We start from the raw sequence: 16,051 nt of genomic DNA on the forward strand, positions 1-16,051 counted from the left end.
CGGACCTTCAGGAGCCTCACATGACCACCGAATCCACCACCGGCCCCAGCACGGTCTCGGCGACCGGCCTGAGCCTCCGCTACGGCGGCACCCGGGCCCTCGACGGTGTCTCGTTGCAGCTCACCCGGGGCGTCACGGGTCTGCTCGGCCCCAACGGGGCGGGGAAGACCACCCTGTTGCGCGTGCTGGCCACGGCCGTACCGCCCGACCGGGGCGGGTTCACGGCCCTCGGCCACGACCCCGGCACCGCCTCCGGCCGCCTGGCCCTGCGCCGCACCCTCGGCTACCTCCCGCAAACACCCGGTTTCCACCCGGACTTCACGGCCTTCGACTTCGTCGACTACGTGGCGATCCTCAAGGAGCTGACAGATCGAGGAGCCCGGCACCGCGAGGTGGCGCGCGTGCTCGAGGCGGTCGACCTCGGGGCCGTGCGCGGCAAGCGCATCAAGCGGCTGTCCGGCGGGATGCGGCAGCGCGTCGCCCTGGCCGCCGCGCTCGTCGGCGACCCCGGCTTCCTCGTCCTGGACGAGCCGACGGTCGGCCTGGACCCGGAACAGCGGATGCGTTTCCGCGAGTTGATCGCCCAGGCGGGCGAGGGCCGCACGGTGCTGCTCTCCACCCACCAGACGGAGGACGTGGCGATGCTCTGCCACCGTGTCGTGGTCCTGGCCCACGGCCGCGTCCACTTCGAGGGAACCCCCGCCGAACTGACCGCCCGCGCGAACGGCCGGGTGTGGAGCAGTACAGAACGGCAGCCGGGCGCGCGGGCGGGCTGGCGCACCGGCACCGGCACGTTCCGCAACATCGGCGACCCGCCGGCGGGAGCCGACCTGCTCGAACCCACGCTGGAGGACGGCTACCTGCTCGTCCTCGACGGCGAGACCGCGGAGGCACGGGCATGACGACGACGATCACACAGCCGGCGCCCACGGCCACGGAGCCCGCACCCGTGGGCCGCCGCGCCTCGGCCGTCCTGGCTCTCGCCCGCTTCGAGGCCCGCGAACTCCTGCTCCAGATCCCGGTGCTGCTGATCTTCGCCCTCTACGTCGTCCTCGTCGTCTGGCGGCTGCTGCACCAGGAGGGCATGGACGACTTTCCCGTCCTGAACACGGTCGACCGCAGCACCCAGGGGGAACCCCTCCTGTTCGCCGTCGCCCTGCTCATCTGCACCAACGCGGCCGCGCTGCGCTCACGGAAGAACGGCACGGCCCAGCAGTTCGACGTCCTGGCCATGGACCCCTGGCGGCGCACCCTCGCCCACGTACTGTCCGTGGTCCCGTACGCGGCACTCACCGCGGTCGTCGTCGCCGCCCAGTTCCTCCGGGAGGCGCTGAAGCCGGGCGCGATCGGCCACGGCTCGCTCGGTGAACTGGCCGTCGGCCCTCTGACCGTGCTGCTGGCCGGCGTCACGGGAGTGCTGCTGGCCCGTCTGCTGCCCACCGCCTTCGTCCTCGCACCCTTCGTGCTCGCCGTGTACCTGCTCATCGCCGTCGCCTCCGCGGCCGCGTCCGAGGGCGCATGGACGGGCTGGCTCTCACCGGTCGTCTTCTCCGGCACTTCCGGCGGCGACCCGGTCCCGTCGGATCTGCTCGGCCGCTCCGCCGGCTGGCACGCGCTGTACGTGGCCGCGCTGTGCGCCCTGGTGATCTGCGCGGCGCTGCTGCTGTCAGGCGGCCGCACCCGCGCCATCAGAACGGCGACCGCCCTTGCCCTCGCGGCGACCGCGGCTGGTGTGATCGGCCAGCTCCCGCGCGACGACGGGGCCCTGGAGGCGGCGCGCAGGACGGCGTCCGAGGCGCCCCAGAAGGTCCAGTCGTGCACCGTGTACGGCGGGTCGACGTACTGCTCCTTCCCCGAGTGGAACGGCGTGCGGTCCGACTGGGCCGGGGTCGTCGACCGCGTCCGGTCCGCGGCGGGAGGCACGGCGGCGGAAGCGGCACTGACGATCCGTCAGCGCATAGACACCAGCAGCGGCGTGGAGGCCGACAGCGCCCTGAGCCCCTCCGTCACGCCCCACCAGGTGACCGTCGGCACCCATTGGGGCGGCAACCGCGTCCCCGAGTTCGCGGTCGGAGTCGCCTCGGTCCTCGTGACCGGCTCGGAGGAAGCGGCGGCGCAGGAGCTGTGCGACGCCCGAGCAGTGACGATCATGTGGCTGGTCCTGGGCACCGACCCCACCCCGCTGACGACCTTCCAGAACCTGCGCCTCGACGACAGCACCGATGGCTCAGGCGTGATCCTGGCCCCCACGGAGCCGCTGAGCCTGACGGCGCACCAGACGACGGTGCTCCGCGAGCTGCTGGCCCGCCCGCGGGCCGAGGAGACCGCCCGCGTCAAGGCCCACTGGACGGAGCTGACGTCCCCGAACACATCGACTGCGGAGGCGGCGAAGCTGCTGGGGGTCGCGGTGCCGAAGGGGGCGGAATCATGCGAGGAGTAGAAGAGAGGCAGGTGCCCGACTCGGGTGCGCTGCTCCGATCCCTGGTACCGCCGGTGTGGCGCACCCTCCCCCGCCGAGTGCTGCCGGCGACCGGAGCAGTGGGCCTGCTGCTCGCGGCGTGCACCCGCCTGCCGGAACGGGCTCCGGGCGACGACGTCGGCCTCGTGGTCCTCCGGCTCACCGCACTGACCGGCGCGCTCGGAGTGGCCTTCCTGCTCGACGACCCCGCCCGCAACACCAGCGCGACGACACCGGTGGCGCGCCCGGCCCGAACCGTCCTGCGCCTGGCCCTCATGGTGCCGCTCGCGGCCCTGTGGTGGACCGCGGCCGTCCTCCTCATACCCGGCCCGACCCGCCCATCCCTCGGCCCGGCCACGCTGGAGGCAGCGGCGATGGCAGCCTGCGCCCTGTCCCTCTCGACGCTCGCCGTCCGCTTCACGGACGGGGCGAAAGTGGGGAGGCAGGCGGCGACTTGGCTGGCGACCGCAGCCGCGGTCGTGATAGTCGTCCCGGAACGCTGGGGACTCCTGGGAACCCCGGGCGAGCCCTGGTGGGAGGAGATCCAGGTGAGATGGGCGGCCGTGCTGGGGGTGACGGTGGCGGTGAGCGCGATGTACACACCGGAGCCGTTGCGACGCAGGCCGTCGATACTCAGCCGGTCGGGGGCGGCTTGAAAAGGGGAGACGGTTTCCTTCGCTGGTACCGGGAGTCGGGGACGTCCTCCCGTGGTGCCGTCGACTCGTTCGATCGCGAGCCAGACCGCCTTCTCGGAGAGTGCCGAGGAGGCTCCGGCGAGGGGTCGGCGTGATGGCCGGTGAGGACAGGGCCGCGATTGCCGAATACCTCCGGTCTGGCACGCCCGCGAGGAACCGCGGGGCTGGGACCGTTGAATCGTGAGCGCTCTCTCGAAGGACTCGAACGCGACCGCTGGCCGGCTCCGTCGGCCGACGCGTCCCGTCTTGTTACTACTCTGCACGCCCTGCGGCGTCGGCCGGTCGGCGAGCTGACCGTCGAGGACCTGCGCTTGTTGATAGGGCAGGACGTGGGGCTGCCCTACCTCCTGCCACTGGCCCTGGAAGTCCTCCGGGACAACCCGATGGCAGAGGGGGACATGTACGAGGGTGATCTGCTGGCCGCAGTCCTCACCAGGAGCCCAGCAGTCTGGGCCGAGTCTTCCGGACTCGGCCGAGAGCTTCGCGCGATCGTCTTGCAGCTGACCGACCTGCCGCCTGATCTGCAACAGAAGGTCGAGAGGTTCCTGGCGCCGTAGGTCACGTCTCCGTCCGGTACATCAGGTCCGTCTCGTGCGTCACGAATCCCAACCGCTCATACACGGACACCGCCGCCTTGTTGTCGGCATCGACATACAGCATCGCCGTCGGCAGCCCCTGCGCCGCCAAGTGGCGCAGGCCGATCGTGGTGAGGGCCTTGCCGAGGCCGGTGCCCTGTGCGCCGGGGGCGACGCCGAGGACGTACACCTCCCCGAGTTGTTCCTCGGCGTGGACCTTGGTCCAGTGGAAGCCGATCAGTTCGTCGCCGCGGAAGGCGAGGAAGAACCCGGCGGGGTCGAACCACGGCTCGGTCATGCGGTCGACGAGGTCCCGCTGCGTCAACGACCCCTGTTCGGGATGGTGGGCGAACGCGGCCGCGTTGACGGCGACCCAGGCCGCGTCGTCGGTTCCGGGGACGAAGGTACGTACGGTCACGCCCTCGGGAAGGACCGTGTCGGGCAGCTCCAGCCCGGCCAACGGCCTGCGCATCTGACGGAGTTCACGGAACAGCGTCAGCCCGAGGACCTGGGCGAGATGCCGGGCGGCGGAGTGGCCGCCGTGGGCCCACACCCGCAGCCGCTTCCCGGATGCCGCGAGGAGCGCCGCGCCGAGCGCCCGCCCGTGCCCGTGCCCGCGGTGCGAAGGGTGGACGACCAGCTCGGCGGCCGGCGCCTCCACCGGGTCGGTGTCCTCCAGCTGGGCGTAGCCGACGAGTTCACCGCCGACCATCAGCAGCAGATGGGAGACGCCCTCTCGCGCGCCGCCGCGAAGTTGCAGCCGTCCCTGCTCGGACACCGCCTGCTGGCCGTCGTTCCGGGCGGCGTCGGCGAGCAGTGCGAGGACGGCCTCGGTCTGCTCCGGGGAGAGCGCTGAGTAGGTCTCGATGGATCGGGAGCCGGAGGGCCGTGCGGTGTCGTCGCTGGTCATGCGTATGAGGGTAAGGGGCGGGCGCGGCAAAGTGGCGGCAAAGGGTACGGCAAAGGGAAACCAGGATGTAACCATGAACCCCCTGTCGCGCTACGCGCGTTGACCCTAGGCTGCGCCGGGACGGGGCCACTTCCTCAGCAGAACCGCAGGGCCGGCGCGGCCCGGAGGACGCAGACACACCACAGGGGGGCGTATGCCAGCCATATCCCAGCAGCACCCGAGCCGCAGACGCCGTACACACCGGCTTCTCGCGGCCGCCGCCGGACTCGCCACCGTCGGCGCGCTCGCCGCCGCCATGCCGGCGGACGCGCACGACGCCAAGTACGGCCACCCGCTGCCCAGCCGTTACCAGGACGTCCAGCTCCTGTCCTTCAACGACCTGCACGGCAACCTCGAGCCGCCGTCCGGTTCCTCCGGCCGGGTCACCGAGCTGCAGGCGGACGGCACGACGAAGACGATCGACGCGGGCGGCGTCGAGTACCTCGCCACGCACCTGCGCGAGGCGCGCAAGGGCAAGGCGTACTCCATCACCGCGGCGGGCGGCGACATGGTCGGCGCCTCCCCGCTGATCTCGGGCCTGTTCCACGACGAGCCCACCATCGAGGCGCTGAACAAGCTCGACCTCGATGTGACGAGCGTCGGCAACCACGAGTTCGACGAGGGCGCCAAGGAACTGACCCGTCTGCAGAACGGCGGCTGTCACCCGACGGCCGGCTGCTACACGGACGAGGAGTTCGGGGGCGCCGACTTCCCCTACCTCGCGGCGAACGTCCTGAACGAGAAGACCGGCAAGCCGATCCTCAAGCCGTACTGGGTGTGGAAGAAGAAGGACGTCAAGATCGGCTTCATCGGCGTCACTCTGGAGGGCACCCCGGGCATCGTCTCCGCTGACGGCGTCAAGGGCCTCACCTTCAAGGACGAGGTCGAGACGATCAACAAGTACGCCAAGGTGCTGCAGGCGCAGGGCGTGAAGTCGATCGTCGCCCTGATCCACGAGGGCGGATTCCCGGCGTCGACGTCGTACAACTACAACTGCGACTCCCCGGGTGCCGGTGACGGCATCTCCGGCCCGATCGTCGACATCGCGAAGAACATCACCCCGGCGGTGGACGCGCTGGTGACGGGCCACACCCACACCGCGTACGTCTGCACCGTCAACGACCCGTCGGGCAAGCCGCGCATGGTCACGTCGGCGGCGTCCTTCGGCCGTCTCTACACGGACACCACGCTGACCTACGACCGTTGGACGGGTGACATCGCCCGTACGGCGGTGAAGTCGGCGAACCACGTGGTCACCCGGACCGTCGCCAAGGCGCCGGACATGACCGAGCTGATCAGCAAGTGGAACACCCTGGCCGCGCCCATCGGCAACCGCCCCATCGGCTACATCTCGGCCGACATCACCAACTCCGGCACCGAGTCCCCGATGGGCGACCTGATCGCGGACGCGCAACTGGCGTACGGCAGGCAGCTCGACCCGGAGACGGACCTCGCGCTGATGAACCCGGGCGGTGTGCGGGCCGGTCTGACCTACGCGGCCAAGGGCGCCGAGGGCGACGGCGTGGTGACGTACGCCGAGGGCTTCACGGTGCAGCCCTTCGCCAATACGGTGAACCTGCAGGACTTCACCGGCGCCCAGCTGATCCAGGTCCTCAAGGAGCAGGTGAGCGGCACGAACACGGCCGCCCCGAAGATCCTGCAGCCCTCCTCGGGCCTGACGTACACGCTGGACCTGACGAAGACCGGCGCCGACCGCGTCGTCACGGACTCCATCAAGCTGAACGGCACGGCCATCGACCCGGCGGCCACCTACCGCGTCGCGACGAACAGCTTCCTCGCGGGCGGCGGCGACGGCTTCACCACGCTGGGCCTGGGCACCAACGACCTGGTCGGCACCGACGACCTGGCGGCCCTGGAGCAGTACCTGACGGCCAACTCCTCGGCCACGAACCCGATCGCACCGCCGGTGACGAACCGGATCACGATCGTTCAGTGATCCGGCCGGTCTCCGGCATCTGAAGGACGACAGGGCTTGCGCTCCCCGGGGCGCAAGCCCTGTGCCGTTCGCGGTTCACGGGCCGGTGTGGCCGGGCCTCACACCACCGCCGGTCGGCCGGCCGTGCAACGAGAGCCCGCCGTCGGCGTGGATCCGGTTCTGCCCCTCACCCATCGGTCGCAAGAGCTTCCGTCAATCGGTATACGGCGCTCAGGTCCGGCACGTCCCGCAGCGAGGCGACGACCTGTTTGCTCGCGAACTCGCGCTGCTCAGCGGTCACGGTCGGATCGATTGCGCATTCCGCCTGGACGTGGACGAAGTTCAGGACCGTTGCGAAAAGCATCGAGAAGGAGTGCGGGCTCTCGATGACCGCGCGGCCACCGGCACCCGCATACGCCCGCATCAGTCGCCGGGCGGAATCGGCACGGAACTCGTTCCCGCCCGCCCATACATACACGGCACGTGCGAGTTCGCGTTCCGCCGATATGGATCCGGCATTGTCCCAGTCGAGCAGAACCGGCCCCGCCGGACCGACCAGGACATTCTGCGGCTGCATGTCGAGATGTGACGTCACCACGTCGCCGGGTCCGGACGGAGTGACATGGTCCGCCAGCGCCGCCGCCGAGGTGTCGATGAAACGGCCCAGCAGGTCCGCCCACGGCATGCCGGCCCGGCGAACCGCCTCATGCAGCTTCGCCCAGTCGGCATCCTGCGGGCACTGTTCGTACCAGGAGTCCGGTGTCCCGCTCGCGCCCTCTCCGGCCGTGTGCAGGATGGCCAGGGTCCGGCCGCACCAGTTGAGGATCTCCGGATCGGAAGGGTCAGCCTTGGTGCCGTCGACCCAGTCGTACAGCTTCACATACGACCCGCCCAGTGAGGCCGGGAGCTGCGACACGTATGTCTCGGCGCGGTTCGGCATGAGCCGGGGCGCGGAAATGCCCAGCTTCTCCGCGGCATTGCGCAGTGCGGATTCCCGGTCGACCTGCCGCTCGTCACAGCCGAAGAGCAGTTCCTTCACCGCCCACGAGGTGCCGTTCCCGGACAACTTCCAGATCTGTCCCAGCGCGCCACGGGTGACGGGTGTCATCGTCCAGGATCCGTTGCCGAGTGCGTACGTGTCCGCGATGAAGTCGCCCGTGCTCCGCATGCAGTCGTCCCATCGGCTCGGCCGTGCTCGTCATGGTCAAACTAACGCCTGGGCGGCAGCGGCCGAGCCGAATTATGGGGTCAGCGGGATCAGGAAGCCGAAGGTGTCCAGTCCCCCAGCCAGTCCGCGACCTCCTGCTGCGCCGCCTGAGCGTCGGTCAGCTGCGGGCGGTTGCTGCTCGCGCTGCCCGCGCCCGCGCCCGCGCCCGTGTTCTTGTACTCGGCGAAGCGGTCGTCCTTCCAGGAGAAGCCGCCCATGTCGGACCAGGGGGTGGACTTGATCGCCGCGCTCAGGGTGGAGTTGCGGACCGTGGTCTGCGGGTCGACCGTGGTGTCGCCGCCCGGGTGCCAGTTGCGGCCGAGGAAGAAGGAGCCCGCGGACACATCGCCGTTGACGGTGGAACGGTTGATCAGGATGCCCTTGCGGTTCGCCGGGGTGCTGGGGGCCGTGACGTACCCCGCCGAGGTGCCGTTCCAGCGCTTCTTCAGCGTGATGACGGACTTGTCGATCACGACCGTCGCCCGGCCGAAGACGAAGTCGACGTTGCCCGTGATGTAGGAGTTGGTGACGTAGACGCGGCCGAGCTTGTCCTTGGCGGCGGTCTCCATCTCGAGGGTGTCCTGGTCGCCGTTGACGATGACCCCGTCCAGCACGATCTTGTCGGCCTGCGTCAGCAGGGCCACCGCCTGGTTGGCGATGTCCTGGTGCTTCGCCTCGTCGAAGTCGTTGGTGACGGTGAGGTTGCGGAGCTGGGAGTCGTCGGACTGGACGGAGACGGTCGCGCTGCCCGGAGTGCCGTACGTGCCCGAGCCGTCCGGCTTCTGCGTGCCCGCCGCGTTGTTGTAGACGATCACCGTGTCCTTGCGGCTGGCGCCCGAGCCCTGGATGGTCACGTGCGGCTTGTCGGCCGGGACCTTGACGATCTCGCGGTACGTGCCCGGCTTGACGGAGATCACGACGCGGGAGGCGTTGTTCGCGGGTACGGCGTTCACCGCGGCCTGCACTGACTTGTACTGTCCGCTGCCGTCCTGCGCGACGGTGAGCGTCCTGGCGGCCGCTGTGGTGGTCGCCGTGGTCGTCGTACCGATCGAACTGCGCGGGCCCACACCGGACTTCAGCAGGGACGGCACGTCCGCCGCCTTGTCGAGCGTGTAGGGGTAGTACGTCTTCGGGTTCCAGGACGCGCCCGTCCCCCCGCTCTCGTTCTTGCCGGTGGTGCCGGAGAACACGTTGCCGCGCTGGACGAGGGTGGCCGTGGCGTCCCGGACGACCGGGTTGGTCATGCCCTGGAAGTACGAGTTCTCCAGCAGCATGTTCGTCTTGCCGCGCGAGTAGTTCCCGTACGAGGACTTGATGTCCGTCCCCGCCACGTCCTCCAGGAAGTTGTTGTAGAGGTGGGCGTGGGCGACGTTGTCCGTGGACGGGTTGCGCTGCTCGGTCTCGCGGATCCAGTTGTGGTGGATCGTGATGTTCGCGGTGACGTTGTCGGTCCAGCCGATGCCGAAGGCCTTGTTCTCCTGGCTCAGCTTGTTCCAGGACACGGTCAGGTACGTCGTGTCCTTGCGGCTGTCGATCAGGCCGTCGGCCATGTGCCGGATGTCGTTGTGGTCGATCCAGACGTGGTGGGCGCCGTCCATCTGGATGCCGTCGTAGTCGTGTTCCTTGTCGTTCCAGACACCCTGGTACGCGTCCCGGATGGTGAGGTTCCGGATGATCACGTTGTGGACGCCCTGGCCGAGGAAGAAACCGCCGCCGACGATGTGGCCGGAGGTCCCGGAGCCCACGATCGTCTTGTTCGAGGCGACCTTGATCTCCTTGCCGACCGGATTCATGTTGATCGACGCCGCGACGACGATGACGTACGGCTCGGACGCGGTCGCGTACTTCTCCAGGTCGGCGAGCGTCTTCACGGTGACGGTCCTGCCGTCCCGGCCGCCGTAAGTGCCGTTCTGGCCGAGGGCGTTGACGGAGGCGAAGCCGTCGGCGGTGGCGGTGGCCCAGGCGGGGGCGGCGGAGGTGGCGGCGGACGCCTTCTGCTGGGCGTCCGCGCCGAAGAGGCCGAGGTCCGTGCCGTAGGCGAGGGTTCCGGCGGCGGTCAGGGCGAGGGGGACACCGACCGCCACCGCCGTCTTCCTTCTGCGGTGGCGGGGCTTGGCTGTCGTCTGGCGGCGGTGCTCGCTCATGCGGGCGAACCTTTCCATGCGGGGGGTCGGACCGGTGATCAGTCGCCGCCCCGCACGGAAAGGTTGCCGGGAATCTGTGAGTCCGCCTGAATCCGCCTACTGGGCGCAGGTCTTCGGATCCAGCTTCTGCTCCACCTTGTCCTCACGGCCGTCGGGGTGGCCATTGGGCAGGAGCTTGTCCGAGATGCCGTCGATGTAGTAGCCGTACGAGTAGATCGTCTTCCACTCGGCGTCGCGGCCGCGCCATGTGTTCACGGTGGACTTGTTGCCGTTCCCCTTGTCCCAGCTGTACTCCTCCACCTGGAAGACGGGGTTGACCCGCACCACGCGCTGGTACGGCGTCCAGGTCACGGCGACCTGGGTGCACGGCGGGATGGTCTTCTCGCTGCGGCGCTCGAAGGACGAGGTCTTCTCCCACCCCCACTCGTATCCGGCGCTGCCGCCCACGGTGCCCGAGAAGATGCTCTTGGCCAGGGAAAGGCTGATCGAGGCACCGACGCTCTTCTTGGCGAACGTCTTGGTGCTGTAGCTGCTGACGAAGGTCTCCTTGTCGTCCTTCGAGCCCCGGTTGCCGATCCAGGGCGAGGTGCGGATCGTCTCGCCCTTGATGGACCACGTCGAGGCCTGCGCATAGCCGCACCAGCCGCGGAACACCTCCCACGGCCCGGCGGGCATCCACAGCGGGACCACGTCCCGCAGGTACTCGTCCCGGGTCTTGAACTCGCCGGTCTGGACGTTGTACGCGCCGTAGACCCCGGTCAGGCTCGTCTTCTGGCTGCAGAGCCGCTCGATCATCAGGTCGGTGTCGCCCGGGTCGACGCCCCGGAGGTTCTGCGCGCCGCCGGGTCCGGCCTGCGCCGAGCCGGCTCCTGCCAGCACCCCGGTTATGGCGAGCGCGGCGGAGGCGCCGACCAGGGCGGCTTTCTTGAGAATTGACGTGCGAATGAGTCGCATGGGGGGTGGCTCACTCCTGTCTGCGTTCGCAGGTGCCTCAGCGGCACCTGTCTGACAGCCAGGAAGATTGCAGAATACGCACGAGTAGGGTCGAAAAGAAGGTAGGGATGACAGGACATTGACAGGTTCTGCTCAGACGGCTCCCGCCGTCACGGCATCTCCGGCGGCGGCGTCGGCGCCCCCGGCAGCCGTACCGTCGCCACCGTGCCGCCGCCCTCCGCACGGGCCAACGTGACCTCGCCGCCCGCCTGCTGGACCGTGCGCGCCACGATGGACAGACCCAGGCCGGAGCCCGGAAGCGCCCGCGCGCTGGGCGAGCGCCAGAAACGGTCGAAGACGTGCGGGAGTTCGTCGGCGGGGATGCCGGGGCCGTGGTCGCGCACGGTCAGGACGCCACCGTCGAGCTGCACCTCGATCGCTCCGCCGCCGGGGCTGAACTTCACCGCGTTGTCCAGGATGTTGACCACCGCGCGCTCCAGCGCCGCCGGTTCCGCCCGTACGTACCAGGGCTCCAGCGCCGCCGTGATCGTCAGCTCCGGCCCGCGCAGACGGGCACGGCGCAACGCGGCCTCGACGGTCTCCTCGAACGACACGACCTGGACGCGCTCACCCCGCTGCCCCTCCGAACGCGACAGCTCCTGCAGGTCGCCTATCAGGGCCGCCAGTTCGGTCATCTGCGCCTTCACCGACGCCAGCAGCGCCTTGCGGTCCGCCTCGGGGATCGGGCGGCCCGTCTCCTCGCTGCGGGTGAGGAGTTCGATGTTCGTCCGCAGGGAGGTGAGCGGCGTACGGAGCTCGTGGCCGGCGTCCGCGATCAGCTGCTGCTGGAGCTCGCGGGAGTTGGCCAGGGACGACGTCATCGAGTTGAACGAGCGGGAGAGACGGGCCACCTCGTCCTCACTGTCCTCGCCCACCGGGATACGGACGCTCAGGTCCTCGGTGCGGGCGATGTGCTCGGCGGTCTCGGTGAGCTTGTCGACGGGGCGCAGGCCCGCGCGGGCGACAGCGAGGCCGGCGGCGCCGGCGCCGATGACTCCGATACCGGAGACGAGGAGGAGGATCAGGGCGAGTTCGTTGAGGGTGGACTGGGTGTTCTTCAGGGGGAGGGCGATGACGAGGGCGGCGTTGGACGTGGTCAGCGTGTTGGGGTCGGTGACGGTCACAGGCAGGGCCAGGACGCGTACGTCGTTGCCGTCGGAATCGGTGCCGTTGTGGAAGATTCCCTGAGCGTTGTCCTTGTCCGCGGTCTTGATGACGTCCTCGTCGGCCTGGGTGACCTTGACCACGCCGGCGGAGTACGGCAGGACGCAGGGCTTCCCGTCCTCCGTGACCACCTGGAAGTAGGTGTTCCGGGGGCCGTTGCCGAGATCCTGCGACACCTGCTGAGTGCAGTTGTTGACGGCGGCCGTGGCCTGGGACTCGAGCCTCGGCATGCCCATCGACTTCTGCAGGTCGTTGTCGACCTGGTCGTACAGCTTCCCCTGCACGATGAACCAGCACGTCACCGAAACCGCCGCCACCGCGAACGCCACCGCCGCCGCCACCAGCAGCGACAGCCGTGTCCGGATCGGCAGTGACCGGAACCGGCGGGCGATCCTGTTCACTCGGCCCCACCCTGCCGCAGCACGTACCCGACGCCCCGCACGGTGTGCACGAGGCGCGGCTCGCCGCCCGCCTCGGTCTTGCGGCGCAGGTACATGACGTACACGTCCAGCGAGTTCGACGAGGGTTCGAAGTCGAAGCCCCAGACCGCCTTCAGGATCTGCTCACGCGTGAGGACCTGGCGCGGGTGCGCCATGAACATCTCGAGCAGCGTGAACTCGGTGCGCGTCAGCTCGACCGGCCGGCCGGCCCGCGTCACCTCCCGGGTCGCGAGGTCCATGCGCAGGTCGGCGAAGGTGAGGGCCTCGTCCTCCTCGACGGCGCTCGCTCCGGCCGCCGCCGCGTACGAGCTGCGGCGCAGCAGCGCGCGGACACGGGCGAACAGCTCGTCCAGCTCGAAGGGCTTCACCAGGTAGTCGTCGGCCCCGGCGTCCAGCCCCGTGACCCGGTCGCCGACCGTGTCGCGGGCCGTCAGCATCAGGATCGGTGTGGTGTCGCCTGCACCGCGGATGCGGCGGGCCGCGGTCAGGCCGTCCATACGCGGCATCTGGATGTCGAGGACGACCAGGTCGGGCCGGTACGCGGTCGCCTTCTCCAGGGCGTCGGCGCCGTCCACGGCGACCTCGGTGTCGTACCCCTCGAAGGCGAGGCTGCGCTGGAGGGCTTCGCGCACCGCCGGCTCGTCGTCGACGATCAGGATGCGCTGGGTGTCACGGTCGCCTTCGGCGGGGCTCATGGGCGTGGGTTCCTCGGGTGCGGTGGGACGACGGGGGCGGGCGGTGCTGAACGCCTTCAGCCTCGCACGCCTTCCGGTCGGCGCGTAAAGAGTCGCTGGGGGACGAGATCGCCGCGGATCAGCCGCGGACCGTCGTACGACGGCGGGTGCGGACGGTGGCGCGGCGGGCGGCCGTCATGCCGGTGGCCACCTCCGGCGCGCGCACGACCGTCGGCTCGTGCAGCGCGTACGCCACGTCGAGGGCCAGGGCGAAGTCGGCCGGGCCGGTGCCCGTCACCGTGTGCGAAACCTGCTTGATCATGACGTACTCCTCGCTGGTCGTCTGTGGTCGTCTGTGGTCGTCTGTGGTCGTCTCTGGTCGTCGGGGTCAGTTGTCGGAGCCGCCGGCCCGAAGCGTGGCCAGGTCGGACTTGACGGTGTTGATCGGGATGGCGAAGCCGAGGCCGACGCTGCCGGCGTCGCCCGAGGAGCCGGCACTGGCGGAGTACATCGCGGAGTTGATGCCGATGACGTTGCCGTTCATGTCGATCAGCGCGCCGCCGGAGTTGCCGGGGTTCAGGGACGCGTCCGTCTGGATCGCCTTGTACGTCGTCGTGGACGAGCCCGTGTCGCCGTTGAACTGCCGGCCGCCGAACTCGAACGGCCATCCGCCGCCCTGCTGCTGTTGCTGCTGGCCCTCGTCCGTCGAGACGGTCACGTCACGGTTCAGGGCGGAGACGATGCCGCTGGTGACGGTGCCGGTCAGACCCTCGGGGGAGCCGATCGCCACGACGGTGTCGCCGACGTTCACGCCGGAGGAGTCGCCGAGGGTGGCCGCCTGCAGACCGGAGGCGCCCTGCAGCTTGATCAGCGCTAGGTCCTTCTTGCTGTCGGTGCCGACGACCTGCGCGGTGTACTCCTTGCCGTCGCTGGTCTTCACCTTGATCGACGAGGCGCCGGAGACGACGTGGTTGTTGGTGATGATCTCGCCGTCGCTGGTGATGATCACGCCGGAGCCGGTGGACTCGCCGGAGTTCGAGGTCGCGTTGATCTCGACGATGCTCGGGCTGACCGCCGCCGCGATCGCCGCGATGTCCCCCTTCTTGCCGGCGGGCACCACGCTGGTGGTGGCGGTACTGGTGGCGACCTCGTTCTTGCCGGTCAGCTCCTGGACGGCGTAGGCGGTGCCGCCGCCGATGGCCGCGGCGACGATCGCCACGGCGGCGAGCAGCGCCACCGGGCCGCGCGTGCGCTTCTTCTTCGGCGCGGGCTCGGCCGGTACGGCGGTGAGGAGAGCCGTGCCGCCGCCGGTGCCGCCGCCGTGGCCGTCACCGGCGCCCTCCGCCGCGAAGGCGGCCTGGGCGGGCTGACCCGGCCACACCGTGGTGCCCGGTTCGACGGTGACCGGCTCGGCCTGCTGGGGCTGCGGCGCGGGCTGGTACGCCGGCGGGGGCGGCCACTCCGGGTTCACGGGGGAGGAGGCGTGCTGCTGCTGGGGGTACGCGTGCTGCTGCTCGTCCTGGTAGGGGTTCTCGTACTCGCCGCTGCGGCGGATGCTCTCGGTCATGGCAATGAGCTTGTCGCCCGACCATGAGAGCTCCCTGAGTGCTCCCTGAGAAGCCCGGCAGAACCTCGTATGCCCGAAATAAAGCCGGTGCTCGCGGTGTGGCCGCGTCTCTCAGACGGTCTTCACAGAGGCTGGTGCCGACCCGCGGACAGCGACGTACAGCCCCTACACACAGCCGCAGGACGTCCGCACGACCAGCCGCGACGGGAACGTCTTGAGCCGCTCGCGCCGCGACCCGGCCACCCGCACACCGTCGTCCAGGACGAGGTCCACGGCCGCGCGGGCCATCGCGGACCGGTCCGAGGCGATCGTCGTCAGGGGCGGATCGGCGAGGGCCGCTTCCTTGATGTCGTCGAAGCCGGCGACCGCCAGCTCCCCCGGCACGTCGAGGCGCAGCTCTCGCGCCGCGCGCAGCAGGCCGATGGCCTGGTCGTCGGTGGAGCAGAAGATCGCGGGCGGGCGGTCCGGGCCCGAGAGGATCTCCAGGGCGACCCGGTAGGCGTCGTAGCGGTTGTACGGCGCTTCGAACAGGCGCCCCTCCGTCGATATCCCCGCCTCGGCCATGGCCCGTCGCCAGCCCTCGACGTGGTCGGAGACGGGGTCGCCGACCGCGGGGGTCTCGGCGGTGCCGCCCATACAGGCGACGTAGTCGTAGCCGTGCTCGAGGAGGTGGCGTACGGCGAGCTGGGCGCCGCCCAGGTCGTCGGTGACGACGGCGACGTCGTCGATGGCCTCGGGCCGCTCGTGGAGGAGGACCACGCGGGCGTCCCATGCGTCGATCTCGGCGGCGGCCAGGTCGTTCAGCGCGTGGCTGACGAGGATGAGCCCCGAGACGCGCATGCCGAGGAACGCGCGCAGGTAGTGAACCTCGCGTTCGCCGACGTAGTCGGAGTTGCCGACGAGCACCATCTTTCCGCGCTCGGACGCGGCCTGCTCGACCGCGTGTGCCATCTCCCCGAAGAAGGGCTGGCGCGCGTCCGGCACGATCAGGCCTATGAGATCCGTACGGCGGGACGCCATCGCCTGGGCCACCCGGTCGGGCCGGTAGCCCAGCTCCTTGATGGCGGCGAGGACACGCTCGCGCGTGGCCGGGGCGACCGGCCGGGGTCCGTTGTTGATGACGTAGCTGACGACGGCGGTGGAAGTCCCCGCCAAGCGCGCCACGTCGTCCCGAGTCACCTTTGCCACGCGCGGAGTCTACGCGGATGGACCTGCTCTGGGCAGGGCGTGAAGATGCTTACCTGTGGCG

Annotated in this window: 14 protein-coding genes; 5 read left to right on the top strand and 9 right to left on the bottom strand. The window is 70.0% G+C overall.

The window, feature by feature from the left end:
- The first annotated feature begins 20 nt into the window (after nucleotides 1–20).
- The 4 genes from ABZO29_RS23760 (at nucleotide 21) to ABZO29_RS23775 (ending at nucleotide 3,710) form a co-directional block, all read left to right on the top strand.
- Nucleotides 21–902 carry an ABC transporter ATP-binding protein gene (locus ABZO29_RS23760; protein WP_367322189.1) on the top strand — a complete coding sequence of 294 codons (882 nt, stop codon included), beginning with the start codon at nucleotides 21–23 and terminating at the stop codon, nucleotides 900–902.
- Nucleotides 899–2,440, top strand: coding sequence for an ABC transporter permease (locus tag ABZO29_RS23765; RefSeq protein ID WP_367322190.1), 1,542 nt, complete (start codon nucleotides 899–901; stop codon nucleotides 2,438–2,440). The genes ABZO29_RS23760 and ABZO29_RS23765 overlap by 4 nt, the downstream gene beginning before the upstream one ends.
- Nucleotides 2,428–3,114, top strand: a complete 687-nt coding sequence (locus ABZO29_RS23770) for an ABC transporter (RefSeq protein ID WP_367322191.1) — start codon at nucleotides 2,428–2,430, stop codon at nucleotides 3,112–3,114. The genes ABZO29_RS23765 and ABZO29_RS23770 overlap by 13 nt, the downstream gene beginning before the upstream one ends.
- 212 nt (nucleotides 3,115–3,326) lie before the next feature.
- Nucleotides 3,327–3,710, top strand: coding sequence for a contact-dependent growth inhibition system immunity protein (locus ABZO29_RS23775; RefSeq protein ID WP_367322192.1), 384 nt, complete (start codon nucleotides 3,327–3,329; stop codon nucleotides 3,708–3,710).
- A 1-nt stretch (nucleotide 3,711) separates the two neighbouring features.
- Here the strand turns inward: ABZO29_RS23775 and mshD are convergent, their stop codons facing one another.
- The gene (gene mshD / locus ABZO29_RS23780) at nucleotides 3,712–4,638 is read right to left on the bottom strand and encodes a mycothiol synthase (protein ID WP_367322193.1); all 927 of its coding nucleotides are present in this window, start codon (nucleotides 4,636–4,638) and stop codon (nucleotides 3,712–3,714) included.
- A gap of 193 nt (nucleotides 4,639–4,831) precedes the next feature.
- On the opposite strand from mshD, the gene ABZO29_RS23785 reads away from it, so the two are divergent.
- Nucleotides 4,832–6,634, top strand: coding sequence for a bifunctional UDP-sugar hydrolase/5'-nucleotidase (locus ABZO29_RS23785; protein WP_367322194.1), 1,803 nt, complete (start codon nucleotides 4,832–4,834; stop codon nucleotides 6,632–6,634).
- A gap of 166 nt (nucleotides 6,635–6,800) precedes the next feature.
- Here the strand turns inward: ABZO29_RS23785 and ABZO29_RS23790 are convergent, their stop codons facing one another.
- The 8 genes from ABZO29_RS23790 to ABZO29_RS23825 all read right to left on the bottom strand — a co-directional run bounded on the left by ABZO29_RS23790 (nucleotide 6,801) and on the right by ABZO29_RS23825 (nucleotide 15,990).
- Nucleotides 6,801–7,781: a phosphotransferase enzyme family protein gene (locus tag ABZO29_RS23790; protein WP_367322195.1), complete on the bottom strand. Its 981-nt coding sequence runs from the start codon at nucleotides 7,779–7,781 to the stop codon at nucleotides 6,801–6,803.
- An 89-nt stretch (nucleotides 7,782–7,870) separates the two neighbouring features.
- The gene (locus tag ABZO29_RS23795) at nucleotides 7,871–9,964 is read right to left on the bottom strand and encodes a pectinesterase family protein (RefSeq protein WP_367322196.1); all 2,094 of its coding nucleotides are present in this window, start codon (nucleotides 9,962–9,964) and stop codon (nucleotides 7,871–7,873) included.
- Between the two features lie 96 nt (nucleotides 9,965–10,060).
- Nucleotides 10,061–10,918: a hypothetical protein gene (locus ABZO29_RS23800; protein ID WP_367322197.1), complete on the bottom strand. Its 858-nt coding sequence runs from the start codon at nucleotides 10,916–10,918 to the stop codon at nucleotides 10,061–10,063.
- Nucleotides 10,919–11,067: 149 nt separating this feature from the next.
- The gene (locus ABZO29_RS23805) at nucleotides 11,068–12,522 is read right to left on the bottom strand and encodes a sensor histidine kinase (protein WP_367322198.1); all 1,455 of its coding nucleotides are present in this window, start codon (nucleotides 12,520–12,522) and stop codon (nucleotides 11,068–11,070) included.
- Nucleotides 12,519–13,256 carry a response regulator transcription factor gene (locus tag ABZO29_RS23810; protein WP_367322199.1) on the bottom strand — a complete coding sequence of 246 codons (738 nt, stop codon included), beginning with the start codon at nucleotides 13,254–13,256 and terminating at the stop codon, nucleotides 12,519–12,521. The genes ABZO29_RS23805 and ABZO29_RS23810 overlap by 4 nt, the downstream gene beginning before the upstream one ends.
- A 118-nt stretch (nucleotides 13,257–13,374) precedes the next feature.
- A complete protein-coding gene (locus tag ABZO29_RS23815) occupies nucleotides 13,375–13,557 on the bottom strand; it encodes a hypothetical protein (RefSeq protein WP_367322200.1) in 183 nt (60 codons plus the stop codon).
- A gap of 66 nt (nucleotides 13,558–13,623) precedes the next feature.
- Entirely contained in the window at nucleotides 13,624–14,802 is a 1,179-nt protein-coding gene (locus ABZO29_RS23820) for a S1C family serine protease (RefSeq protein WP_367322201.1), read from the bottom strand.
- A gap of 165 nt (nucleotides 14,803–14,967) precedes the next feature.
- A complete protein-coding gene (locus ABZO29_RS23825) occupies nucleotides 14,968–15,990 on the bottom strand; it encodes a LacI family DNA-binding transcriptional regulator (RefSeq protein ID WP_367322202.1) in 1,023 nt (340 codons plus the stop codon).
- Between the last annotated feature and the right edge of the window lie 61 nt (nucleotides 15,991–16,051).

Origin of the sequence: Streptomyces sp. HUAS ZL42 (genome assembly GCF_040782645.1) — a bacterium.
Classification (GTDB): Bacteria; Actinomycetota; Actinomycetes; order Streptomycetales; family Streptomycetaceae; genus Streptomyces.